Source organism: Bradyrhizobium sp., assembly GCF_030697065.1.
GTDB lineage: Bacteria > Pseudomonadota > Alphaproteobacteria > Rhizobiales > Xanthobacteraceae > Bradyrhizobium.
The window spans coordinates 25,319-48,217 of the sequence record NZ_JAUYQU010000256.1 but is presented as its reverse complement, the minus strand read 5'-3'; the positions used below and the strand labels follow the sequence as shown (position 1 = coordinate 48,217).

Genomic DNA, 22,899 nt, shown 5'->3' with positions numbered 1-22,899 from the left:
GAAGGGCGCCAAGCAGAAACTCGGCATTGCGCTGGAGCCGTTTTCGGTGCCGGACGAAGTGCTGAAGGCCTGGCGCGAGGCCGGCAGCCGCGGCGTGGCGGCGCGCCAGGAGTGGGAAGCGCAATTCGCCGAACTCGGCAGCCGCAAGCGCGCCGAATTCGAACGCCGGCTGCGGCATGAACGGCCGGCCTCATTGGCGAAGGCGCTGAAGGCGCACAAGAAGGCGTTGCTGGAGACGCCGCAGAATATCGCCACCCGGAAATCGTCGGAGCTGGCGATCGAGGCAATCGTGCCGGCGCTGCCGGAATTCCTGGCGGGCTCCGCCGACCTCACCGGGTCCAACAACAACAAGGCGAAATCCGCGGTCGCCTTCTCGGCCAAGACGCCGAAGGGCCGCTTCATCCATTACGGCATCCGCGAGCACGGCATGGCGGCGGCCATGAACGGCATCTTCCTGCATGGCGGGTTCGCGCCGAACGGCGCCACCTTCATGGTGTTCACCGACTATGCCCGGCCGGCGATGCGACTGGCGGCGCTGATGGGCGCCGGCGTGGTCTATGTGATGACCCATGATTCGATCGGTCTCGGCGAAGACGGCCCGACCCATCAGCCGGTCGAGCATCTCGCCGCCCTGCGCGCGATTCCCAACATGCGCGTGTTCCGTCCCTGCGACGCCATCGAGGTGGCGGAGTGCTGGGAACTGGCGCTGAACCGGACCGACGGGCCGACGGTGCTGGCGCTGACCCGCCAGAACCTGCCGCAACTGCGCACTTCAGCGCCGCCGGAGAATCCCTGCGGCCACGGTGCCTACGAACTGGTCGCAGCGCAGGGCGACGCCAAAGTGTCGCTGTTCGCCTCCGGCTCCGAGGTCGAGATCGCGGTGGCCGCGCAGAAGCTTCTGGCCGATCGCGGCATCGCGTCACGGGTGGTCTCGGTGCCCTCGCTCGAATTGCTGCTGGCGCAGCCGGAAGGCAAGCAGAAGGCGATTATCGGCAATGCGCCGGTCAGGATCGCGATCGAGGCCGCGGTGCGGTGGGGCTGGGATGCCGTGATCGGGTCGGATGGCGTCTTTGTGGGCATGCACGGTTTCGGCGCCAGCGCGCCTGCCAAGGAGCTCTACAAGCACTTCGGCATCACCGCCGAGGCTGCGGTTGACGCGGCCCTGAAGCGCCTGGGCTGACGGTTGAGATTGACCCCAAAAGGGTCTACCTAACGGTCATCTAATCCGCTCCCGCCCGGCCGAACCGGGCGTCCGCCGCAAAACCCTCGTGGATGGCTCGACGCCCTCCGCGGGGCTGACAGAGGTCATTGAAGGAGAGACAGCAGATGGCAATCCGGGTCGCGATCAACGGGTTTGGCCGTATCGGCCGCAACGTACTGCGCGCCATCGCCGAGTCCGGCCGCAAGGATATCGAGGTGGTCGGCATCAACGATCTCGGTCCGGTCGAAACCAACGCCCATTTGCTGCGCTTCGATTCGGTCCATGGCCGCTTCCCCGGCATCGTCACGGTCGACGGCGACTCGATCAGCGTCGGCAACGGCAAGATCAGGGTTTCCGCCGAGCGCGATCCGTCAAAGCTGCCGTGGAAGGAACTCGGCGTCGACATCGCGCTGGAATGCACCGGCATCTTCAGCGCCAAGGCCAAGGCCTCGGCGCATCTCACCGCCGGCGCCAAGCGCGTGCTGGTTTCGGCGCCGTCGGACGGCGCTGACGCCACCATCGTGTTCGGCGTCAACCACGACAAGCTGTCGAAAGATCACCTCGTGGTCTCCAACGGTTCATGCACCACCAACTGCCTCGCGCCGGTCGCAAAGGTGCTGAATGACACCGTCGGCATCGAAACCGGCTTCATGACCACGATCCACGCCTACACCGGCGACCAGCCGACGCTCGACACCATGCACAGCGATCTCTATCGCGGCCGCGCCGCGGCGATGTCGATGATCCCGACCTCCACGGGTGCGGCCAAGGCGATCGGCCTGGTGCTGCCGGAACTGGTCGGCAAGCTCGACGGCGTCGCGATCCGCGTGCCGACCCCGAACGTCTCGGTGGTCGACCTCAAGATCATCGCGCAGCGCAAGACCGACGTGAAGGAAATCAACGAGGCGATGAAGCGCGCCAGCGAGCAGCAGCTCAAGGGCATTCTCGGCTACACCACCGCGCCGAACGTCTCGATCGACTTCAACCACGACCCGCATTCCGCCACCTTCCACATGGACCAGACCAAGGTGCAGAACGGCACGCTGGTGCGGGTGATGGCGTGGTACGACAACGAATGGGGTTTTTCGAACCGCATGTCGGACACCGCCGTGGCGATGGGGAAGCTGCTGTAAAGTCGCGCACCGTCATTCCGGGGCGGTCCGCAGGACCGAACCCGGAATCTCGAGATTCCGGGTTCGATGCTTCGCATCGCCCCGGAATGACCGCTTGGAGAGTTCGAGTCCGGCCATGAAAAAATCATTCCGCACCCTCGATGACGTCGACGTGAAGGGCAAGCGCGTGCTGCTGCGCGTCGATCTCAACGTTCCCATGGAAGATGGCCACGTCTCCGATGCCACCAGGCTGGAGCGCATAGCGCCCACCATCGGCGAGATCTCAGGCAAGGGCGGCAAGGTCATCCTGCTCGCGCATTTCGGCCGACCCAAGGGACGCGATCCCAGTCAATCGCTGAAGCCGGTCGCCGCAGCGCTGGCGCTGGTAATCGGGAAGCCGGTGGCGTTCGCGGAGGATTGCGTCGGCGACGTCGCAGCCAGGGCCGTCGGCGCCATGCAGGACGGCGACATCCTTTGCCTGGAAAACACCCGCTTCCACAAGGAAGAGGAGAAGAACGATCCCGCCTTCGTCGCGGAACTGGCAAAACTCGGCGATATCTGGGTCAATGACGCCTTCTCGGCCGCGCACCGCGCCCATGCCTCCACCGAGGGCCTCGGCCACAAATTGCCGGCCTATGCCGGGCGCACCATGCAGACCGAACTCGACGCGCTGGGCAAGGCGCTGGACGCGCCGACCCATCCGGTCATTGCGATTGTCGGGGGCGCCAAGGTCTCTTCCAAGATCGACCTGCTGGAGAACCTGGTCACAAAAGTCGATGCGCTGGTGATCGGCGGCGGCATGGCCAATACGTTCCTGCATGCGCAGGGCGTCGGCGTCGGCAAGTCGCTGGCGGAGAAGGACCTCGCGGCGACCGCGCTGCGGATTATCGCCAAGGCGGAAACCGCCAATTGCGCCATCATCCTGCCCGTCGACGCCATCGTCGCCACTCACTTCGCCGCCAACGCGCCGTCCCGGGCCTACGGCCTCGATGCGATTCCCGCCGACGGCATGATCCTCGACGTCGGCCCGCAGTCGACCGCACGGATTCATGCCGCGATCGACGATGCCGCAACGCTGGTCTGGAACGGCCCGCTCGGCGCCTTCGAAATGAGCCCGTTCGACCGGGGCACCATGGTGGCGGCCAGGCACGCGGCGGAACGGACCAAGGCGAACAAGCTGATCTCGGTTGCCGGCGGCGGCGACACGGTGGCGGCACTGAACCAGGCCGGGGTATCCGGCGATTTCAGCTACGTTTCGACCGCGGGCGGCGCATTTCTTGAATGGATGGAAGGCAAGCCATTGCCCGGCGTTGAGGTTTTGAAGGCAAAAGGGGCATAACTTGAAGCTTGGCGGCCCTCGGCATATGTTACATGTAACATTCCACCCGAGGGAAATGCGCCATGGCCGACGGAGCGAAGCGGGTCAAGAAGCACCGGGACAAGATGAAGGCGGCCGGCCTCAAGCCGGTGACGATCTGGATTCCCGATGTAAATGCTCCGGGGTTCAGGGAGCAAATCGCGCGGGCGATCGAGGTCATCAATGCCGACGCGGAAAGTCAGCGCGTCATGGATGAGATGCTGGCGCTTTCGGACTTTAGCGACTGGAAATGAAACAAGGCGACCTCATCACCGTTTCGCTTCCGGGAGACTACGGCAAGCCGCGTCCGGCACTCGTGATCCAGTCGGTTATCTACGAGCATCTTGATTCGGTGACCGTACTACCAATGACGAGCAATATCCTGAGCGCGGAGCCTTGTCGGGTAGCGGTGGAAATATCCGAAGAAAATGGTCTTCGACACGCCTCTCAGGTCATGGTGGAGAAAGCCACTACCCTGCCCCGGTCTAAGGCAGGACCGGTAATCGGCCGTCTTTCAGCTACCGACATGAGCGCCGTCAATCGCGCCCTCGCGCTGTTCTTGGGTTTCACCTGAGAAGCGGCTACTTTGGTTTTGAAACCGTGACAGATCGCTGTCACGCTACTTGCGGAGAACGGAACACATGGCACGCATCACGTTGCGTCAATTGCTCGACCACGCGGCGGAACACGATTACGGCGTGCCGGCGTTCAACATCAACAACATGGAGCAGGCGCTGGCCATCATGGAGGCCGCCTCCAGCCTCGATGCGCCGGTCATCATCCAGGCCTCGCGCGGCGCGCGGTCCTACGCCAACGACATCATGCTCAAGCACATGATGGACGCGGTGACCGAAATCTATCCGCAGATCCCGGTCTGCGTGCATCTCGATCACGGTAACGGGCCCGACACCTGCATGACGGCGATCCAGGCCGGCTTCACCTCCGTCATGATGGACGGTTCGCTGAAGGCCGACGGCAAGACCCCCGCCGACTGGGACTACAATGTCGGCGTCACCAAAACCGTTACCGACATGGCGCATCTCGGCGGCATTTCGGTGGAAGGCGAACTCGGCGTGCTCGGCTCGCTCGAGACCGGCATGGGCGACAAGGAGGACGGCCACGGCGCCGAGGGCAAGCTCTCCCACGACCAGTTGCTGACCAATCCCGACGAGGCCGTCAAATTCGTCCAGGAGACCAGGGTCGACGCACTGGCGATCGCGATGGGCACCTCGCACGGCGCCTACAAGTTCACCCGCAAGCCGGACGGCGACATCCTCGCCATGAAGGTGATCGAGGAAATCCACCGCAAGCTGCCGAACATGCATCTGGTGATGCACGGCTCGTCCTCGGTGCCGCAGGACCTGCAGGACATCATCAACGCCAATGGCGGCAAGATGAAGCCGACCTGGGGCGTGCCGGTCGCCGAGATCCAGCGCGGCATCAAGAACGGGGTCCGCAAGATCAACATCGACACCGACAACCGGATGGCGATGACCGGCCAGATCCGCAAGGTGCTGAAGGAGAATCCCGAAGAATTCGATCCGCGCAAATATCTCAAGCCGGCGATGGAAGCGATGGCGAAGCTCTGCAAGCAGCGCCTGCAGGAATTCAACACCGCCGGTCAGGCCAGCAAGATCAAGAAGGTGCTGACGACGGCCGAAATGGCGAAGCGCTACATCAAGGGCGAACTCGACCCGAAAATCGCGTGACCGGCTTCCGGCGGGCCCGCGTCGCTTTATCCCTGTGTTCCCCTGGACGGTTTTGCTCTGGACGGTTTCTTGGGTTTTGCCCGAGAACCGTCTATTTTGGTCCGCAACACATAGTGCCCGGGAGGACGCACCGATGAATCTCGCCGAACTGAACAAGATTGCCCTGGCCATGGTGGCGCCGGGCAAGGGAATCCTCGCCGCCGACGAATCGTCCGGCACCATCAAGAAGCGCTTCGACGCCATCAAGGTCGAGTCGACCGAACAGTCGCGCCGCGACTATCGTGAAATGCTGTTCCGCTCCGACGAGGCGATGCGCCAGTATATTTCCGGCGTCATCCTCTATGACGAGACCATCTGGCAGGACGCCGCGGACGGCACGCCGCTGGTCAGGCTGATCGAGCAATCCGGGGCCATCCCCGGCATCAAGGTCGACGAGGGAACCCAGGCCCTGCCCGGCTGTCCCGGCGAACTGGTCACGGCAGGGCTGGACAGGCTCGCCGAGCGTCTGAAGAAATATTACGAGCGCGGCGCCCGCTTCGCCAAATGGCGCGCGGTGATCGATATCGGCGAAGGCAATGGCGGCCCGGGCGTTCCGAGCATGACGGCGATCCACGTCAACGCCCATGCGCTGGCGCGCTATGCCGCCCTTTGCCAGGCCGCGCAGATCGTGCCGATCGTCGAGCCGGAAGTGCTGATGGATGGCGGCCACGATATCGAGCGCTGCCATGACGTGACGCAGCGCGTGCTCAACAAGACCTTCCAGGAATTGCGGGTGCAGCGCGTCGCGCTGGAGGGCATGATCCTGAAGCCCAATATGGTCATTTCAGGCAAGAAGAATGCGAAGCAGGCCTCGGTCGAGGAGGTCGCGGAAAAGACCATCCGGCTCCTGAAGGCATGCGTTCCGGCCGCGGTGCCCGGCATCGCCTTCCTGTCCGGCGGGCAATCCGACGAGGACGCGACCGCGCATTTGAACGCGATGAACCGGATCGGCGGTCTGCCCTGGCGCCTCACCTTCTCCTACGGAAGGGCGCTGCAGGCGGCGCCGCAGAAGGCGTGGTCGGGCAAGGCGGAGAACGTCGCCGCGGGGCAGCGCGCCTTCACGCACCGGGCGCAGATGAATTCGCTCGCCAGCAAGGGCGAATGGAAGGCCGATCTCGAAAAGAAGGCGGCATAGTTTGGCCACGAAACCCGTTCCACCGCGCCCCGTGCCGCGTCTCTATCTTGCGACGCCGGAGGTGGACGATCCAGCGGCGCTGATCGCAAGCCTGCCTGGCTTGCTGGCGGCCGCCGATGTCGCCGCGGTGCTGCTGCGGCTCAGGATGACCGACCAGCGCACCATGATCTCGCGGATCAAGGCGCTGGCGCCCGCGATCCAGGGCGGCGGAGCAGCTCTTCTGCTCGACGGCCATGTCGAACTGGTTGCCCGCGCCGGCGCCGATGGCGCGCATGTCAGCGGCATCGAGGCCCTGGCGGAGGCGCTGCCGTCGCTGAAGCCCGACCGTATCGCCGGCGTCGGCGGCCTGTCGACACGGCACGATTCGATGGCCGCGGGCGAAGCCGGCGCGGATTACGTGCTGTTCGGCGAACCCGACGCGCAGGGATCGAGGCCCGCGGTAGAGGCGATCGCCGAGCGCCTCGAATGGTGGGCCGAGCTGTTCGAGCCGCCCTGCATCGGCCATGCGGCATCGCTGGACGAAGCTCGCGAATTCGCCGCCGCCGGCGCGGATTTCGTCCTGGTCGGCGATTTCATCTGGGCCGATCCGCGCGGCGCGGCGGCGGCCCTCGAGGAAGCCGAACAGACCATCAGGCAAGCCCACGCCGCCACCTCCGGAAAAGTCAAAGCCGAGCAGGGATAACGCCGGAAATGAAAATCCTGCGGCCCACACTGATCCTGGCCAGTTTGCTGATGCTCCCGGCAAGCGGCATGGCGCAGACCCAGCTGCTGCCGCCGCCCGGTGCGCCAAGGCCGCTGCTGCCGCCGCCGGGGATGCCGACGCCGGTCGCGCCTGCGAAGAAGGAATCCAGGCCGAAACCGCCGGTGGCCGCCAAAAAGCCCGCGCCGGCCGCGACGCCGAAGCCCACCGCAACGCCCACGCCGACGGCGACCGTGACGCCCGCTCCGGTGTTCGACGATCCGAATGTCGACCTGGTCTACGGCGCCTATCAGCGCGGCCAGTACAAGACCGCGTTCGATCTGGCGACCAACCGCGCGCAGTTCAACGGCGATCCCAAGGCGATGACCATGCTCGGCGAACTCTATGCCAACGGGCTTGGTGTCAAGCGCGACTACGCCAGGGCCGCCGAGTGGTACAAGCGCGCCGCCGACGGCGGCGACCGCGAGGGCATGTTCGCACTCGCGATGTTCCGGCTGGCCGGGCGCGGCGGCCCCATCAACCGCGAGGAGGCGGCAAGGCTGCTGGCGTCCGCGGCCAAGCTGGGCAACCCGAAGGCGGCGTACAATCTGGCGCTGCTCTATCTCGACGGGCAGACGCTGCCGCAGGACGTCAAGCGCGCCGCGGAACTGCTTCGTGTCGCCGCCGACGCCGGCAATCCGGAAGCGCAATACGCGCTCGCCACCTTCTACAAGGAGGGCACCGGCGTGCCCAAGGACATCGACAAGGCGGTGCGGCTGCTGCAGGCGGCCGCGCTGGCCGGCAATGTCGATGCCGAGGTCGAATACGCCATCGCGCTGTTCAACGGCACCGGAACGGCGAAGAACGAGGCGGCCGCGGTGGCGCTGCTGACCAAGGCAGCCCGGCAGAACAGCCCGATCGCTCAAAACCGCCTCGCCCGCGTGCTGGTGATGGGGCAAGGCGCAGCAATGGACAAGATCGAGGGCCTGAAATGGCACATTGTTGCGAAAACCGCCGGCAAGGGCGATCTCATGCTGGATGAGGCGCTGGCTGCGCTCAGCCCCGAAGACCGCACCCGGGTCGAGGATGCCGCCCGCAAATGGGTCGGCACCAAATGATCCGCCTTGACGCCACCCCACCGGCAGGGCACCCACAGGGCGAAATCCCGCCAAATCCCTGTCCTGACCTGACGCTCAGGTCGTCTTGAGCCGAGATCATGCTGCAATCAGCCCTTATGAACGTCATGGTCAAGGCCGCGCGCCGCGCCGGCCGCAGCCTCAAACGCGACCTCGGCGAGATCGAGAACCTGCAGGTATCGCTGAAGGGGCCGGCCAATTTCGTCTCGCTGGCCGACAAGCGCGCCGAGGAAATGCTGCTCACCGATCTCACCAAGGCGCGGCCGGGCTACGGCTTCATCGGCGAGGAAGGCGGCGTGCGGATCGGCGACGACAAGACCCATACCTGGATCGTCGACCCGCTCGACGGCACCACCAATTTCCTGCACGGCATCCCGCAATTCGCGATCTCGATCGGGCTGCAGCGCGAGGGCGTCATGATCGCCGGCGTGATCTACAATCCCGCCAATGACGAGCTCTACACCGCCGAGCGCGGCAAGGGCGCCTTCCTCAACGACCAGCGGCTGCGCGTCGCCGGCCGCCGCCAGCTCGGCGATTGCGTGATCGCCTGCGGCCTGCCGCATATCGGCCGCGGCGACCACAATCTGTCGCGGCTGGAAATGACCGCAATCCAGAACAAGGTGGCGGGCCTGCGCCGGTTCGGCGCCGCCTCCCTCGACATGGCCTTCGTCGCCGCCGGCCGCCTCGACGGCTACTGGGAACGCAATCTGCAGCCATGGGACATGGCAGCCGGCCAGATCATCATCCGCGAAGCCGGCGGCACGGTGAGCGGGATCGAGGGCGACGACGATCCGCTGAAGACGGGCAATCTGATCTGCGGCAACGAATTCGTGCATGCGGAACTGGTGAAGATATTGAAGCCGCTGGGGAAGTGACGGCGACCACGCCGTCATCATCCGCGAAAGCGGATGATCCAGTACGCCGCGCCGCTGATAGCTAGGCTGTAATGTCGCGGAGCACTGGATGCCCGCCTTCGCGGGCATGATGAACGAGATTGCAGGACACGCCCGCGCTTCTCTATGGCTTCGACGCTTCGGGCGTCACCTCCGCCTCCGCCACCTTCTCCACAACCCGGTCCCCCGCCAGCACGCGCTGCACCACGACGAAGAACACCGGCACCATCAGCAGCGCCAGGATCACCACCGCGATCATGCCGCCCATCACGCTGGTACCGAGTGCCTGCTGGCTGGCGCTGCCGGCGCCGGAGGCGATCACCATCGGCAGCACGCCGCAGACGAAGGCGAGACCGGTCATTAGAATGGGGCGGAAACGCAGGGTACAGGCTTCCACCGTCGCCTCGATCAGCGGCTTGCCCTGGGCGCGCAGGTCTTTGGCGAATTCGATGATCAGGATGGCGTCTTTCGCCGCCAGCCCGATGATGGTGATGAGACCGACGGTGAAATAGACGTCGTTGGGCAGGCCGCGCATGGTCGCCGCCAGCACCGCGCCGCAGATGCCGAGCGGCACCGTCAGCAGCACCGCCAGCGGAATCGTCCAGCTCTCGTAGAGTGCTGCGAGACAGAGGAACACCACCAGCAGCGACAGGCCGAGCAGGATCGGCGCCTGCGAGCCCGACAGCTTTTCCTGCAGGCTTTGCCCGGTCCACTCATAGCCGAAGCCGCGCGGCAGCCGTCCCGCGAGCCGCTCCATCTCGGCGATGGCGTCGCCCGAGGTGAAGCCCGGTTTCGCCTCGCCGCTGATGCGCACCGCGGGATAGTAATTGAAGCCCGCGATCTGGGTCGGGCCTTTCGACCACTCCACCGTGGTGAAGGCGGACAATGGCACCAGCTGGCCGCGGTTGTTCTTGACGTTGTAATTGAGGATGTCGTCGGTCTCCATGCGGCTGCTGTCGGCGGCCTGCACGATCACCCGCTGCATCCGGCCGCGGTTCGGAAAGTCGTTGATGTAGTTCGATCCGAGATTGGTCGAGATCGTGTTGTTGATGTCCTCGAAGGTGACGCCGAAGGCGCCGGCCTTCTCGCGGTCGATGGTCAAATTTACCTGCGGTCCCTCCGGCAGGCCCTCGACGAAGACGTTTTTCAGCACCGGGCTGGCGTTGGCTTGCGATATCAGGCGGTCGGCGGCGGCGACCAGCGCCGGATAGCCCTTCTGGCCGCGGTCCTGCAGGCGGAAGGAAAAGCCGGCGGAATTGCCGAGATTGTCGATCGGCGGCGGCTGCAGCGCGGAAATCTTGGCGTCGCGGATCGAGGCAAGGTCGCGGTTGATGTCGGCGACGATCGCGGCCGCGGAATCCTTCGCCGGACGCTCCGACCAGTCCTTCAGCGTGATGAAAGCCTGTGCGGTGTTGATGCCCTGGCCGAGAAAGCTGAAGCCGGTCAGGAAGGTGACGGTCTCGACACCGGCGCGCTGGGCCAGGTATTTTTCAACCTTCTCGACCGCGGCCTCGGTGCGCGCATATGAGGCGTCGGCCGGCGTCTGCACGTCGGTGGTGATGAAACCCTGATCGTCGACCGGGAGGAAGCCGCCGGGTAGGCGAAGGAAGGCCCAGCCCAGTCCGATCAGCAGCGCCGCGTAGACCAGCATCAGCCGCCCGGTGCGCCGCAACGACCAGCCCACGGTGCCGGCATAGCGCATCTTCACGCTTTCGAGCACGCGGTTGAACCAGCCGAACACGCCCTTGCGCGCATGGGCATGGCCGGCCTCGACCGGCTTCAGCAGCGTCGCGCACAGCGCCGGCGTCAGCGACAGCGCCAGCAGCGCGGAGAAGCCGATGGCGGCGACCATGGTGACCGAGAACTGGCGGTAGATGATGCCGACCGACCCCGGGAAGAACGCCATCGGCAGGAACACGGCGACCAGCACCAGCGTGATGCCGATGATGGCGCTCGATATCTGAGACATCGCCTTGCGGGTGGCCTCCTTCGGAGACAACCCCTCCTCCGACATGATGCGCTCGACGTTTTCGACCACGACGATGGCGTCGTCGACCAGAATACCGACCGCTAGCACCATGCTGAACATGGTCAGCATGTTGATCGAATAGCCCACCGCCAGCAGAATCGCGCAGGTCCCGAGCAGCGCCACCGGCACCACGATGGTGGGAATGATGGTGTAGCGGATGTTCTGCAGGAACAGGAACATCACGATGAACACCAGCACCACCGCCTCGGCCAGCGTGATCAGCACCTTCTGGATCGAGGCCTCCACCACCGGCGTGATATTGTAGGGAATCTGGTAGGAGATATTCGCCGGGAAGAAGCGCGACAGTTCCTCCATCTTGGCTTCGACCGCGCTGGCGGTGGCCAGCGCATTGCCGCTCGGCGACAGCAGCACCGAGAGGCCGGCGGTCGGCTGGCCGTTGAGCCTGGTGTTGAACTGATAGCTCAATCCGCCGATCTCGAGCCGGGCGACGTCGCGCAAGCGCACCGTCGAACCGTCCGCATTGGCGCGCAGGATGATGGCGCCGAATTCGTCGGGAGAGGAGAGCTGGCCCTTGACCAGCACCAGCGCCGAAATCTTCTGATCCTTGGTGCTCGGCTCGGCGCCGATGCTGCCCGATGCCACTTGGGCATTCTGCGCCGATATGGCTGTGTTGACGTCGTCGACAGTCAGGCCGTAGCCGACCAGCTTGGCGGGATCGATCCAGATCCGCAGCGAACGTTCGGTGGAATACAGCGTGGCGCGGCCGACGCCCGGAATGCGTCTGATCTCGCCGAGCACGCTGCGGATCATGAAATCGCCGAGACCGACTTCGTCGAGGGTGCCGTCGGTCGAACGCAGCGTGATGATCTGCAGCACCGCGCTGGAGGCTTCCTCGATCAGGATGCCCTGCTGGATCACCGCGCGGGGAAGCCGGGCCTCCACGCGCTTGATGCGGTTCTGCACTTCGACCGACGCCGTTCCGGTGTCGGTGCCGGGCACGAAGTTGGCGATGATCTCGACCGCTCCGAGCGAGTCGCTGGTGGATTCGAAGTTGAGAATCCCGTTGGCGCCGTTGAGTTCTTCCTCGATCAGCCGCGTCACGCTGTTGTAGAGGTTTTCCGGCGAGGCGCCTGGATAGCTGGTCGAGATCGAGATCGAGGGAGGCGCGATGATCGGGTACTGCGCCACCGCGAGCAGCGGGATCGAGATGGCGCCGACGAGGCATATGAACAGCGCGACGACCCAGGCGAAGATCGGCCTGTCGATAAAGAAACTGGGCATCAAGCGTTACCGGTCCGCTTGCTCGGTCTGCCTTGCTACCTCGGTGTCGGCCGAAGCGTCCCCTTCGGTGAACAGCTGCGGTCGGACCTTGTCGCCGGCCGCGAACTTCTGGAAGCCCTCGACCACGACCTTGTCACCGGCTTTCAGCCCTTCGGTCACGAACCACTGGCCGTCCTGCATCGATCCGGTGCGCACGGGCTGAACCGCGACGCGGTTGTCGTCCTTGATCACGAACACTTCGCTGCCGCCGCCGCCGTTGCGCTGGATCGCCTGCTGCGGCAGGGCGATGGCATCAGTGTCGATGCCCTGCTCGATCAGCACGCGGACATACATGCCCGGCAGCAATTCGCGCTTCGGATTGGGAAACTCGCCGCGCAACGTCACCTGCCCGGTATGGGCGTCCACCCTGGCGTCCGAGAACAGCAGCCTGCCGGGCGTCGCGTAGACCGTGCCGTCATCCAGCACCAGACGAACCCTGGCCGCATCGGGCGCGATGCGATCGAGTTCGCCGCTCTCGAGCGAGCGCCGGAGTTGATTCATTTCGGTGACCGACTGGGTGAAATCGGCATAGATCGGATCGAGTTGCTGAATGGTCGCGAGATTGGTCTCGTTCTGCACCACGAGAGCGCCTTCGCTGACCAGTGCCGCGCCGACGACACCGTGGATCGGGGCGCGAATCGTGGCGTAGCTCAGATTGAGCTTGGCGCGGGCGACTTCCGCCTTGCGTCCCTCGACCTCGGCCGCCGCCTGCCGCATGGCGCTGATGGCTCTTTCATTTTCGGCCTCCGAGGTGGCCTTCTGGCTCGTCAGGGTGGCAATTCGTCCCGCCTGCCGTGACACCTGCTCGAATGCCGCAACGGCCTTGGCGAGCGCCGCCTCGGTGGACTGCACTTCGACTTCGAACGGCCGCGGATCGATCCGGTAGAGCGGATCGCCGGCCTTGACCTCGCTGCCCTGATTGAACAGGCGTTCGGTGACGATGCCGGAGACGCGCGGACGCACATCGGAAACGCGGGTCGGAGCGACGCGCCCGGGCAATTCGCGCACCAGCGCGCGGGATTGCGGCCGGATGGAGACGATACTGACTTCGGGATCGGAGGTTTGAGCTGCCGCGATCGCCGAGGAAGGTTCATTGCATCCAGCGAGAAGCGGCGCCATCGCAGCCAACATCAAGACGATGCCCGCCGATTGCGTGCGAAATCCATTGATCATGAAGGGTCGCCCCAAGTTTGAGTTCTGCGCGGATTGATCTTCCGCTGGTGCGGCGTCGCGAACGAATCCGCGTTTCTCTTGGGGAACAAGTTAGATCACTGTTGCTGCATTGCAATATTGTTCGAGGCGGCTCAATGTCACACGTGGATAGCCCGTTGAATAAACAGGATTTTCCGGCTCTCACTCGATCGTGAATCAGATCGGTTCCGGTTCCATTTTTTGGTTCCACGCCCCTGGCGATGAAGGCGCCGTTTTCGTTGCTCAGCGAGGCAGCAAACGCCGAATTGTTGGGCGCATCGATGCGACGTGTTGATCAAGCCGCGGCCTTCATCCGGTAATGGCTGACGCCCCATTCGCTGCCCTCGGCGTAACCGAACAGCCCCGATGCGGCGAGCAAGAACCAGCGCCAGCGCCGCATCCACAACGGCGTCGCGTTGCCGTATACGCCGCGCAGGATTTCCTCGATCTCGTCATGGTGGGCATCGAAATTGGCCAGCCAGTCGAGCGCGGTGCGCTGATAATGCGTGCCGCTCCAGCGCCATTCCTTCTCGACCTCGAACAGGTCGGCATATTGCCGGATCAGATGATGGCTCGGCATCACGCCGCCGGAGAAGAAATGCCGCGCGATCCAGTCTTCGCCATTGGCGCTATCGAACAGATAGGCGCCCGAGCGATGCGTGAAGATGTGCAGGAAGAAGCGCCCGCCCGGTTCGAGCCATGACCGCACCCGCATTAGCAATTCGCGCCAGTTCGTCATGTGCTCGAACAATTCAACCGACACGATGCGGTCGAACTGGCGTCCCGGATCGAACGCGTCGATATCCGCGGTGAGCACCCGAAGATTCCCCAATCCCCGCGATGCTGCTTCGTGCTCGATGAATTCGCGCTGCAATGGCGAATTCGGCACCGCGGTGATCTCGGCATTGGGAAATAGTCGCGCCATCGACAGCGCCAGCGAACCCCAGCCGCAGCCGAGTTCGAGGATCGCCTGCCCGTCGGCCAGATCGGCATGCTCGATGGTCTGGCGCAGCGCCTCTTCCTCGGCCTCCTGCAGCGTGGACGCCGGTTCCTTGTAGAAGCATGACGAGTATTTGTGGTTGGGACCGAGCACCCGCGCAAAGAATGCCAGGGGCATTTCATGATGCCGGGTTCCGGTTGGGCCACCCTGCCCGGCGGCGGCGCGTGCCGCCATCTCGCCGGCGAACGCCGCATCGCGCTCGGCGCTGCCGCTGGCGAGCCGTGTGGCGGTGTGCGAGCACAGCCGCTGGATCGCGGCGCGAATGACGACGTCGGGCAGCGGCACACGTTCGGCGGTGCCGATCATCCTGGAAACGAAGCTCATGCGACCGCTCCTTCTCGTCGTGGCCGGCGTCGCGAAGGGTGAGGGCCGACATTCGCCCTGCAACCGGCGAGCCCGGCTGCAGGGGCCGGCGCGGCGGAATGCGACAGCGCGTCGGCGGCGGAGGGCTCCGAGATACCAACTGTCATCCGAAATCCCTGATATCCCCGCTAGACACCGCCCATTCATGGACTACGCTCCTAACCAAGCTGCGGATTCACCCAGGGTTCCACAATCCACCCCGAATCAGGGCTATCTGAGCTTCTTTCCCGGTCCCGCTGTGCCATATTCGGGCGCGAAACCGGTTCCTCGCAACGGATGACACCGACCAATGCCTCCACGCCCTTCTTCCCGCTCCGCGATGGAGACCGAACTGAACAAGCTGTCCTCGCCGCGGATCTTCCTGGTGCGGATGCTGGTGTTCCTGGTGCTCTGCGCGCTGCTGCTGGTGGTGCTCTACAAGCAGATCATCGAAGCGTTTTTCGCCAATCCCGGCCTCAACGCGCTGATCGGCGCGGTGCTGTTGATCGGAATCATCCTGTCGTTCCGCCAGGTGGTGCGGCTCTATCCCGAGGTCGCCTGGGTCAACAATTTCCGGATCTCCGATCCCGGCCTCGCGGTCGACCGGCACCCCACCTTGCTGGCCCCGATGGCGGCGATCCTCGGCGGCGAGCGCACCGGGCGGATGACGATCTCGCAGACCACCATGCGGCACCTGCTGGATTCGATCGCGACAAGGCTCGACGAGGCCCGCGACATTTCCCGCTACATGACCGGCCTGCTGGTCTTCCTCGGGCTGCTCGGCACCTTCTGGGGCCTGATCGAAACCGTCGGCTCGGTCGGCAAGGTGATCGAGGGGCTGAAGGTCGGCGGCGACGCCGGCTCGCTGTTCGATACCCTCAAGGAGGGCCTGGCCGCGCCGCTCGGCGGCATGGGCATTTCGTTTTCGTCGTCGCTGTTCGGTCTCGCCGGCTCGCTGATCCTGGGATTCCTCGATTTGCAATCGAGCCAGGCCCAGAACCGCTTCTATACCGACCTCGAGGACTGGCTGGCTTCCACGGTGCGTGAATACACCCGCGAAGGCGCCGGCGGCCCGGGCGGCGAGCTTCAGGCCGCCGTCGAACGGTTGCGCCTGACCCTCGAAGAGGGCGGCGCCAGCCGCGGCACCACGGCGGCGATGGCCAACCTCGCCGAAGCCATCCAGGGCCTGGTCACGCATATGCGGACCGAGCAGCAGATGATCCGCGAATGGGCCGACGGCCAGGGCGAGCAGAACCGCGAGATCAAGAAGCTGCTCGAGCGGATCGCGCGCCAGCCCGAGAAGAGTTTGGGAGAGTGACGCGTGCCCCGGACGCGGCGCGGCGTTCTTGACGTTGGGCTGAAGTGGTCCCGGCACTGCGGAGCAGCGCAAAAACGCTGCCCCGCGTCCGGGACACGAGATTGTAGTGGAGACTTCTGAATGGCCCTCGCCCGTGCCCGCCGCAACGAAACCGGATTCAACTACTGGCCGGGCTTCGTCGACGCGCTGTCGACGCTGGTGCTTTCGATCGTATTCCTGCTGTCGGTGTTCCTGGTGGTGCAGTTCTTCCTGTCGCAGGAGGTCACCGGCAAGGACAAGGCGCTGGAGCAGCTCAACGCCAAGCTGGCGCAGCTCAACGACCTGCTTTCACTGGAAAAGCTCGGCAAGCTCAATCTCGACGACCAGCTGTCGCAGTTGCGTGCCGGACTGGCCTCGGCCGAATCCGAACGCGATCGCGTCAAGGGACTCTATGAAGGTCTCGCGGGCGCCGGCAGCGACGCCGCCGGCCGCGCCGGCGAACTCAACAAGGCGCTGGATTCCGAAAAGCAGGTTTCGTCGCGGGCGCTGGCGCAGATCGAGGTCCTGAACCAGCAGATCAGCGCGCTGCGCCGCCAGCTGGCGGCGCTGGAGGAAGCGCTCGAGGTTTCGGAAAAGCGCGACAGGGAATCGCAGGGGCGGATCGCCGATCTCGGACAGCGGCTGAACGTGGCGCTGGCGCAAAGGGTGCAGGAACTGTCGCGCTATCGTTCGGAATTCTTCGGCCGCCTGCGCGCCATTCTGGGCAACCGCCCGGACATCCGCATCGTCGGCGACCGTTTTGTGTTTCAGTCCGAGGTGTTCTTCGACACCGGACAGGCGCTGCTGCTGCCCGAGGGCCGCGCCGAGCTCGACAAGCTTGGGGCCGCGCTGACCGAGCTGGACAAGCAGATTCCCGCCGAGATCGCCTGGGTGCTGCGGGTCGACGGCCATACCGACGTGCGGCCGATCCTGAACAGCCCGGTGTTCAGGTCGAACTGGGAATTGTCATCGGCGCGCGCGATCTCGGTGGTACAGCACCTGATCTCGCTCGGCGTGCCGGCTCAGCGGCTGGTCGCGGCGGGTTTTGCGGAGTTCCAGCCGCTCGACACCGCGGCGACGGAAGAAGCCTACAAGCGCAACCGCCGCATCGAGCTGAAGCTGACGGAACGGTAGTGAGAAAACACATCGTCATTGCCGGGCTTGACCCGAGAATCCATCTGAAACGACTGTTGCGAAGTAGCTGGATGCCCGGGTCAAGCCCGGGCGTGACATCCGTGCTCTCATGAGCGTTCCCTTCCTCCTTCGTCCCTATCGCGCCGAGGACGAGGACGCCGCCATCGCGCTGTGGCTTGCGACCTGGAAGCTCGCTTATCCCTCGATCGATTTCGACGCCCGCGTGGACTGGTGGCGGGAGCGCTGGCGCAACGAACTGGTGCCGAACGCAGCGATCATTGTCGCCGAACAGGGCGGCGCGATGGTCGGCTTCGTCACCATCGATTCATCGGGCTATCTCGACCAGCTGGTGGTCGCGCCGGATCTCTGGGGATCGATGCTCGCAACTGGTCTCGTCGATGAAGCCAAGCGGCGATCGCCCGATGGCGTCACGCTCAAGGTCAATGCCGACAATAACAGGGCGATCCGCTTCTACGAGCGCAACGGATTTGTGCAGGCGGGAGAAGATGTGAACCCGGGATCGAAGCGACTCGTGCTGAAGATGGCGTGGAAGCCGTAGTCATCCATTCCGTCATTGCGAGGAGCCCTTGCGACGAAGCAATCCATCTTCCAACCGGTCCGCAGCGAAATGGATTGCTTCGCTTCGCTCGCAATGACGTTGAGGGATTGGCGTCGAAGTCACACACCCTCGAACTGCAACCTTGCCAATCTCGCATAGAGCCCGCCTGCCGCCACCAGTTCGGCATGGGTGCCCTGTTCGACGATGCGGCCCTGGTCCATCACCATGATGCGGTCGCAGGAAAGCACGGTGGCGAGCCGGTGCGCGATCACGAGCGTGGTGCGGTGGCGCATCAGTTCTTCCAGCGCGGTCTGCACCAGCGTCTCGCTCTCGGCATCGAGCGACGAGGTCGCTTCGTCGAGCAGCAGCAGCGGCGCATCGCGCAGAATCGCGCGCGCGATCGCGATCCGCTGGCGTTGTCCGCCCGACAGCGTCACGCCGCGTTCGCCAAGTTGCGCCTCGAAGCCGCCCGGCAGCCGGCGGATGAATTCGCCGGCATGGGCGAGGTCGGCGGCGCGCTCGACTTCCGCATCCGTCGCATCGGGCCGGCCGAAGCGGATGTTGTCGCGCGCGCTGGCCGCGAACACCACGGAATCCTGCGGCACCAGCGCGATGCGGGCGCGCAATTCGCGCGGATCGGCCGCCTTGATCGGCACGCCGTCGAACGCGATGGCGCCGGAAGCCGGATCATAGAACCGCAGCAGCAGATGGAACAGCGTGCTCTTGCCTGCCCCCGACGGGCCGACGATCGCAACCTTCTCGCCGGCGCGTACGGTGAGCGACACGCCGTCGACCGCCAGTGTGTCCGGCCGGGTCGGATAGGCAAAGCTGACATTCTCGAAACCGACGTCACCCCGTGCCGGCACCGGCATCGCGCGCGGCGCCGCCGGCACTGCGATCGCCGACTTGACGCGGAGAATCTCGAACAGCCGTTCCGAGGCGCCTGACGCCGCCGACAGATCGCCCCAGACCTCGCTGAGCTGGCCGAGGCCGGCGGCGGCGAACGCCGCATACAGCACGAACTGGCCGAGCCGGCCGGGAGTGATCGAGCCGGTCAGCACGTCGTTCGATCCGACCCACAGGATCGCCACCACGCTGGAGAACACGATGAAGATGATGACGGCGGTGAGAACCGCCCGCGCCCGGGTCGAATTGCGCGCCGCCGCATAGGCTTGTTCGACCTCCCCGCCGAACCGGGCATTGGCCAGCCCCTCGCTGGTATAGGCCTGCACCGTCCTGATCGCGCCGATCAATTCCGATGCATAGGACGTGGCTTCCGCCAGCGTGTCCTGGGCGTTGCGCGACAGCCGCCGCACCCAGCGCCCGAACGCAACCAGCGGAATCACGATCAGCGGGATCGCCAATAATACGAAACCCGACAGCCTCGGGCTGGTGATCACCATCATCGCGGTGGCGCCGATGAACAGCATCAGATTGCGCAGCACGATCGAGACCGAGGCGCCGACCGCCGACTTGATCTGGGTGGTGTCGGCGGTCAGCCGCGAGATCAGTTCGCCCGAGCGCGCTGAATCGAAGAAGGCCGGCGACAGCGAGATCAGATGGGCGAACACGCCGCGCCTGATATCGGCGACGATGCGCTCGCCGATGGTCATGACCAGGTAGAACCGCGCGGCACTGGCGCTGGCCAGCACCGCGACCAGCGCGATCATCACGCTGAAATAGGAATTGATCATCGCGATGCCTTCGGGCGTGAAGCCGAAGTCGATCACCCGCCGCACCGCGATCGGCACCAGCAGGGTCGTGATCGCCGAGATGGTGAGCGCGATGAAGGCGAGCACGGCGCGGCCCCGGTAGCGCGCCACATAGGGCATCAATGCCAGCAGCGGGCGAAGCCGCGCGCGGCCCTTGGCCGGCAGCTCCGTCAGTTCGGCCTCTAGCAAGGGGACCTCGGCGACATCAGGATCGCGCTGCGGCGGCGTCTCGCCACGCCGCTGTTCAAGCCGTTCCATTGCGCTCATGAGATCAGGACCAATCGCTTTGCCAGCCCCCAGATAGGCCCAGCCGCCGACGCTGGCAAATCCGGCAAGATACTAATGCGCGATCCCCCGCGGGCCGGGGGCCAAGCTTGGCTTGTTTTGAGGGCCTCGCTGCGTTATAGAGCGGCCCAAATCCGTCCCCGCACAACCCGAAAGACAGGCGCCGGCGCGCCGAAGGATCTGCCATGAAAGCCGAAATTCATCCGGAATATCATATGATTACGGTGGTCATGACCGATGGCACCGAGTATCAGACGCGGTCCACCTGGGGCAAGGCGGGCGACAAGCTCAACCTCGACATCGACTCCAAGTCGCACCCGGCCTGGATCGGCGGCGCCCAGCAGATGCTCGATCGCGGCGGCCGCGTATCCCGGTTCCAGAAGAAGTTTTCGGGCTTCCTCAAGAAGGACTGAGGCCGGTTGCGCCTCGCCTGACGCAGATATCGAAACGCCCCGGCTCGCGCCGGGGCGTTTTTCGTTGGAAAATGGCTGCGACCGATCCCCTGGATCAGCCGCTCTGGCGCTCGAAAGCCGCTTTCAGGCGATTGAGCTGCGGTACCAGGGGATTGCCGATCGAGGCGCGTTCGGCCGCCGGAGCATGGATCGTGGTATCGAGGCGGCGGACCTTGGTCTGCAGCGCCATCGAGCGGGCGATCAGCTCCTGCAATTGCTGCGGCAGCTTTTCGATGATGTCGACCGGACCGGGGTCGGCGGCCGAGAGCTTGACCTTGGTCTTTTCGCGGTTGGCCTGGGTCAGCGTCATCTCGCCTTCCTTGACCGCGCGGTGCAGCAGCAGCCATGACGCCAGCTGCATCAGGCGGGTGGTCAGCCTCATGCTTTCGGTGGCGTAAGTCAGGCTGACGGAGCGGTCGAGCGCCTTCGCCTCGGTGCGGCCGACGCCGTCGAGATAGGCCGCGGTCTCCTCGACCAGATCCATGCCCTCGCGGAACAGGGTGCCGAACGCCGCCGAATTGGTCAGTCTCTCGCTGAACTGGACGAGAGCGGTTTCGCCTTGCGAACGGTTCGACATGGTTACGCCTCACGCAACGGATTACGCCGCCGGCTTGAATGGGCGCCGGCTTATGATGAACAAATCATTACGCGCCGGCCGACGAGAGTCCAGCCGCATGCGCGATTATGGTTTCCAGTGAGGTACCGCGAACGCCCAAAAAAAGAGCCGCCATTTCTGGCGGCTTTTGAAGTTGATAACAGGGAGGCGTCAAACAGAGTGGACAGGAGCCACTCGGTGTCCAAACAAGGACAAGCGTAGTCATAAACGGGAAAGCTTAATGGACCGTAAACGAGCGGTTTTCTTCAAGCTTCGTTTGCCATGTCGGCCATTGGCCGAGGCCTGCGCCCCGAGTGCGTTGCACCCCGCCCTCTCATCCGTCGTCCCGGACAAGTGAGCGCAAGCGAACGCCGATCCGGGACGACGAGAGGGGGATCGCGCCTGATTACGTCTTGAAAAAATTGTTCGCCGCATCCTTCGACGCGCGCTTTTTGGTCATCGCCGCCTGCAGCCGCTCGATCTCGGCATGCATCAGCGCGATGCGCTCGGCCAGTTCCTCGACCGACAGCAGTGACAGGTCCTGCCCGATCTCGTGGGTGATTTTCTTTCGCGGTCGGTCGTCGTCCTCGATGGCCATGCGTTCTACCCCGTGCTCAACCCTGAGGGAGGCGGTTGCCAGCCGGAGCGCGGCTGGCTAATCAGGTGCCTCTTCGAAATTCCCGCCCTGGCCGAAGGAAAAACCATGGAAAAGCTGCCCGCGCAAATGACCGTCGTCGGCATCAGCAAGCCCGGCGGCCCCGAGGTGCTGATCCCCGAGACCCGCGCGCTGCCGGTGCCCGGTCCGGGTGAAATCCTGGTCAAGGTTGCGGCCGCGGGCGTCAACCGTCCCGATGTCGCGCAGCGCTCCGGCGCCTATCCGCCGCCGCCCGGCGCCAGCGACCTGCCGGGTCTGGAGATTGCGGGGGAAGTGGTCGCGCTCGGCGCAGGTGCCAGCCGGCACAAGCTCGGCGACAAGGTGATGTCGCTGGTGGCCGGCGGCGGCTACGCGCAATATTGCATCGCGCAGGATGCCCAGGCGATGGCGGTGCCCCCTGCCCTGTCGATGCAGGAGGCGGGCGCCATCCCGGAAACCCTGATGACGGTCTGGCACAATGTGTTCGAGCGCGGCGCGCTGAAGCCCGGCGAGACGCTGCTGATCCATGGCGGTTCATCCGGCATCGGCACCATGGCGATCCAGTTGGCAAAAGCGCTCGGCTCCAGGGTGATCGTCACCGTCGGATCGAAGGACAAGGCCGACGCCTGCATCAAACTCGGCGCGGACCTCGCGATCAACTACAAGACCGAGGATTTCGTCGAAGCCGTCAAGACGGCGACCAATGGCGCGGGCGCCAATGTCATTCTCGACATGGTCGGCGGCGACTATATCGACCGCAACTACGATGCCGCGGCGATCGACGGCCGCATCATCCAGATCGCGTTCCTGAGCGGGACGCCGAAGGCCACCGTCAATTTCTCCAAGGTGATGGTGAAGCGGCTGCTGCACACCGGCTCGACGTTGCGGCCCCGCAGCAATGCAGACAAGGCGGCGATGGTCGCCGCGATCGAGGCCAGGGTGATGCCGCTGCTGCGCGACGGCAGGGTCAAACCGGTTATGGACAGCACATTCCCGCTGGAAAAGGCCGCCGACGCCCATCGGCGCATGGAAACCAGCGAACATATTGGCAAAATTGTGTTGGCGGTTTAACGCTGTTGCGCGATGCG

General features: G+C 64.8%; 21 protein-coding genes. 15 read left to right on the top strand and 6 right to left on the bottom strand.

Annotation, left to right across the window (positions count from 1 at the left end):
- From Q8R73_RS20115 to Q8R73_RS20070, 10 genes are all read left to right on the top strand, one after another.
- A partial coding sequence (locus tag Q8R73_RS20115; protein ID WP_305721296.1) for a transketolase C-terminal domain-containing protein occupies nucleotides 1–1,180 on the top strand: 1,180 nt, incomplete at its 5' end.
- Nucleotides 1,181–1,326: 146 nt separating this feature from the next.
- Complete coding sequence (gene gap / locus Q8R73_RS20110) at nucleotides 1,327–2,334, top strand: type I glyceraldehyde-3-phosphate dehydrogenase (protein WP_305721295.1); 1,008 nt, start codon at nucleotides 1,327–1,329, stop codon at nucleotides 2,332–2,334.
- A 115-nt stretch (nucleotides 2,335–2,449) separates the two neighbouring features.
- Nucleotides 2,450–3,652, top strand: a complete 1,203-nt coding sequence (gene pgk / locus Q8R73_RS20105) for a phosphoglycerate kinase (protein WP_305721294.1) — start codon at nucleotides 2,450–2,452, stop codon at nucleotides 3,650–3,652.
- Between the two features lie 62 nt (nucleotides 3,653–3,714).
- On the top strand, nucleotides 3,715–3,924 hold the full coding sequence (locus tag Q8R73_RS20100) for an antitoxin MazE family protein (RefSeq protein WP_305721293.1): 210 nt from the start codon (nucleotides 3,715–3,717) through the stop codon (nucleotides 3,922–3,924).
- Nucleotides 3,921–4,244, top strand: a complete 324-nt coding sequence (locus Q8R73_RS20095) for a type II toxin-antitoxin system PemK/MazF family toxin (RefSeq protein ID WP_305721292.1) — start codon at nucleotides 3,921–3,923, stop codon at nucleotides 4,242–4,244. The genes Q8R73_RS20100 and Q8R73_RS20095 overlap by 4 nt, the downstream gene beginning before the upstream one ends.
- Nucleotides 4,245–4,311: 67 nt before the next feature.
- The gene (fba, locus tag Q8R73_RS20090) at nucleotides 4,312–5,379 is read left to right on the top strand and encodes a class II fructose-bisphosphate aldolase (RefSeq protein ID WP_305721291.1); all 1,068 of its coding nucleotides are present in this window, start codon (nucleotides 4,312–4,314) and stop codon (nucleotides 5,377–5,379) included.
- A gap of 133 nt (nucleotides 5,380–5,512) precedes the next feature.
- The gene (locus tag Q8R73_RS20085; protein ID WP_305721290.1) at nucleotides 5,513–6,553 is read left to right on the top strand and encodes a class I fructose-bisphosphate aldolase; all 1,041 of its coding nucleotides are present in this window, start codon (nucleotides 5,513–5,515) and stop codon (nucleotides 6,551–6,553) included.
- A gap of 1 nt (nucleotide 6,554) precedes the next feature.
- On the top strand, nucleotides 6,555–7,235 hold the full coding sequence (locus Q8R73_RS20080) for a thiamine phosphate synthase (protein WP_305721289.1): 681 nt from the start codon (nucleotides 6,555–6,557) through the stop codon (nucleotides 7,233–7,235).
- A gap of 8 nt (nucleotides 7,236–7,243) precedes the next feature.
- Nucleotides 7,244–8,350 carry a tetratricopeptide repeat protein gene (locus Q8R73_RS20075; RefSeq protein ID WP_305721288.1) on the top strand — a complete coding sequence of 369 codons (1,107 nt, stop codon included), beginning with the start codon at nucleotides 7,244–7,246 and terminating at the stop codon, nucleotides 8,348–8,350.
- 98 nt (nucleotides 8,351–8,448) lie between these two features.
- Nucleotides 8,449–9,243, top strand: coding sequence for an inositol monophosphatase family protein (locus Q8R73_RS20070; protein ID WP_305721287.1), 795 nt, complete (start codon nucleotides 8,449–8,451; stop codon nucleotides 9,241–9,243).
- 142 nt (nucleotides 9,244–9,385) lie between these two features.
- Here the strand turns inward: Q8R73_RS20070 and Q8R73_RS20065 are convergent, their stop codons facing one another.
- The 3 genes from Q8R73_RS20065 to Q8R73_RS20055 form a co-directional block, all read right to left on the bottom strand.
- A complete protein-coding gene (locus Q8R73_RS20065) occupies nucleotides 9,386–12,532 on the bottom strand; it encodes an efflux RND transporter permease subunit (RefSeq protein ID WP_305721286.1) in 3,147 nt (1,048 codons plus the stop codon).
- Nucleotides 12,533–12,538: 6 nt separating this feature from the next.
- On the bottom strand, nucleotides 12,539–13,741 hold the full coding sequence (locus Q8R73_RS20060; protein WP_371126139.1) for an efflux RND transporter periplasmic adaptor subunit: 1,203 nt from the start codon (nucleotides 13,739–13,741) through the stop codon (nucleotides 12,539–12,541).
- A gap of 316 nt (nucleotides 13,742–14,057) precedes the next feature.
- The gene (locus Q8R73_RS20055; RefSeq protein ID WP_305721284.1) at nucleotides 14,058–15,086 is read right to left on the bottom strand and encodes a cyclopropane-fatty-acyl-phospholipid synthase family protein; all 1,029 of its coding nucleotides are present in this window, start codon (nucleotides 15,084–15,086) and stop codon (nucleotides 14,058–14,060) included.
- Between the two features lie 328 nt (nucleotides 15,087–15,414).
- Between Q8R73_RS20055 and Q8R73_RS20050 the strand changes: the two genes are divergently transcribed.
- The 3 genes from Q8R73_RS20050 to Q8R73_RS20040 all read left to right on the top strand — a co-directional run bounded on the left by Q8R73_RS20050 (nucleotide 15,415) and on the right by Q8R73_RS20040 (nucleotide 18,133).
- Nucleotides 15,415–16,422, top strand: coding sequence for a flagellar motor protein MotA (locus tag Q8R73_RS20050; RefSeq protein ID WP_305721283.1), 1,008 nt, complete (start codon nucleotides 15,415–15,417; stop codon nucleotides 16,420–16,422).
- A 120-nt stretch (nucleotides 16,423–16,542) separates the two neighbouring features.
- On the top strand, nucleotides 16,543–17,574 hold the full coding sequence (locus tag Q8R73_RS20045) for a peptidoglycan -binding protein (RefSeq protein WP_305721282.1): 1,032 nt from the start codon (nucleotides 16,543–16,545) through the stop codon (nucleotides 17,572–17,574).
- 109 nt (nucleotides 17,575–17,683) lie between these two features.
- The gene (locus tag Q8R73_RS20040; protein WP_305721281.1) at nucleotides 17,684–18,133 is read left to right on the top strand and encodes a GNAT family N-acetyltransferase; all 450 of its coding nucleotides are present in this window, start codon (nucleotides 17,684–17,686) and stop codon (nucleotides 18,131–18,133) included.
- Between the two features lie 119 nt (nucleotides 18,134–18,252).
- On the opposite strand, the gene Q8R73_RS20035 is transcribed toward Q8R73_RS20040, so the two are convergent.
- On the bottom strand, nucleotides 18,253–20,112 hold the full coding sequence (locus Q8R73_RS20035; RefSeq protein WP_305721280.1) for an ABC transporter ATP-binding protein/permease: 1,860 nt from the start codon (nucleotides 20,110–20,112) through the stop codon (nucleotides 18,253–18,255).
- Nucleotides 20,113–20,315: 203 nt separating this feature from the next.
- Here Q8R73_RS20035 and rpmE point away from each other — a divergent pair, with 203 nt between their 5' ends.
- Complete coding sequence (gene rpmE, locus Q8R73_RS20030; RefSeq protein WP_305721279.1) at nucleotides 20,316–20,543, top strand: 50S ribosomal protein L31; 228 nt, start codon at nucleotides 20,316–20,318, stop codon at nucleotides 20,541–20,543.
- 94 nt (nucleotides 20,544–20,637) lie between these two features.
- Here rpmE and Q8R73_RS20025 read toward each other — a convergent pair whose 3' ends face one another.
- Both Q8R73_RS20025 and Q8R73_RS20020 read right to left on the bottom strand, forming a co-directional pair.
- The gene (locus Q8R73_RS20025) at nucleotides 20,638–21,159 is read right to left on the bottom strand and encodes a DUF1465 family protein (protein ID WP_305721278.1); all 522 of its coding nucleotides are present in this window, start codon (nucleotides 21,157–21,159) and stop codon (nucleotides 20,638–20,640) included.
- A gap of 424 nt (nucleotides 21,160–21,583) precedes the next feature.
- Entirely contained in the window at nucleotides 21,584–21,775 is a 192-nt protein-coding gene (locus Q8R73_RS20020) for a DUF1192 domain-containing protein (protein ID WP_305721277.1), read from the bottom strand.
- Nucleotides 21,776–21,880: 105 nt separating this feature from the next.
- Here Q8R73_RS20020 and Q8R73_RS20015 point away from each other — a divergent pair, with 105 nt between their 5' ends.
- Nucleotides 21,881–22,882 carry an NAD(P)H-quinone oxidoreductase gene (locus Q8R73_RS20015; RefSeq protein WP_305721276.1) on the top strand — a complete coding sequence of 334 codons (1,002 nt, stop codon included), beginning with the start codon at nucleotides 21,881–21,883 and terminating at the stop codon, nucleotides 22,880–22,882.
- Nucleotides 22,883–22,899: the final 17 nt, after the last annotated feature.

What these genes read in the sequence shown, in the direction of transcription:
- gap (WP_305721295.1), top strand. Translation starts at nt 1,327, where the DNA reads ATGGCAATCCGGGTCGCGATCAACGGGTTTGGCCGTATCGGCCGCAAC.
- pgk (WP_305721294.1), top strand. Translation starts at nt 2,450, where the DNA reads ATGAAAAAATCATTCCGCACCCTCGATGACGTCGACGTGAAGGGCAAG.
- Q8R73_RS20100 (WP_305721293.1), top strand. Translation starts at nt 3,715, where the DNA reads ATGGCCGACGGAGCGAAGCGGGTCAAGAAGCACCGGGACAAGATGAAG.
- Q8R73_RS20095 (WP_305721292.1), top strand. Translation starts at nt 3,921, where the DNA reads ATGAAACAAGGCGACCTCATCACCGTTTCGCTTCCGGGAGACTACGGC.
- fba (WP_305721291.1), top strand. Translation starts at nt 4,312, where the DNA reads ATGGCACGCATCACGTTGCGTCAATTGCTCGACCACGCGGCGGAACAC.
- Q8R73_RS20085 (WP_305721290.1), top strand. Translation starts at nt 5,513, where the DNA reads ATGAATCTCGCCGAACTGAACAAGATTGCCCTGGCCATGGTGGCGCCG.
- Q8R73_RS20075 (WP_305721288.1), top strand. Translation starts at nt 7,244, where the DNA reads ATGAAAATCCTGCGGCCCACACTGATCCTGGCCAGTTTGCTGATGCTC.
- Q8R73_RS20070 (WP_305721287.1), top strand. Translation starts at nt 8,449, where the DNA reads ATGCTGCAATCAGCCCTTATGAACGTCATGGTCAAGGCCGCGCGCCGC.
- Q8R73_RS20065 (WP_305721286.1), bottom strand. Translation starts at nt 12,532, where the DNA reads ATGCCCAGTTTCTTTATCGACAGGCCGATCTTCGCCTGGGTCGTCGCG.
- Q8R73_RS20055 (WP_305721284.1), bottom strand. Translation starts at nt 15,086, where the DNA reads ATGAGCTTCGTTTCCAGGATGATCGGCACCGCCGAACGTGTGCCGCTG.
- Q8R73_RS20050 (WP_305721283.1), top strand. Translation starts at nt 15,415, where the DNA reads ATGCCTCCACGCCCTTCTTCCCGCTCCGCGATGGAGACCGAACTGAAC.
- Q8R73_RS20045 (WP_305721282.1), top strand. Translation starts at nt 16,543, where the DNA reads ATGGCCCTCGCCCGTGCCCGCCGCAACGAAACCGGATTCAACTACTGG.
- Q8R73_RS20040 (WP_305721281.1), top strand. Translation starts at nt 17,684, where the DNA reads ATGAGCGTTCCCTTCCTCCTTCGTCCCTATCGCGCCGAGGACGAGGAC.
- Q8R73_RS20035 (WP_305721280.1), bottom strand. Translation starts at nt 20,112, where the DNA reads ATGAGCGCAATGGAACGGCTTGAACAGCGGCGTGGCGAGACGCCGCCG.
- rpmE (WP_305721279.1), top strand. Translation starts at nt 20,316, where the DNA reads ATGAAAGCCGAAATTCATCCGGAATATCATATGATTACGGTGGTCATG.
- Q8R73_RS20025 (WP_305721278.1), bottom strand. Translation starts at nt 21,159, where the DNA reads ATGTCGAACCGTTCGCAAGGCGAAACCGCTCTCGTCCAGTTCAGCGAG.
- Q8R73_RS20020 (WP_305721277.1), bottom strand. Translation starts at nt 21,775, where the DNA reads ATGGCCATCGAGGACGACGACCGACCGCGAAAGAAAATCACCCACGAG.
- Q8R73_RS20015 (WP_305721276.1), top strand. Translation starts at nt 21,881, where the DNA reads ATGGAAAAGCTGCCCGCGCAAATGACCGTCGTCGGCATCAGCAAGCCC.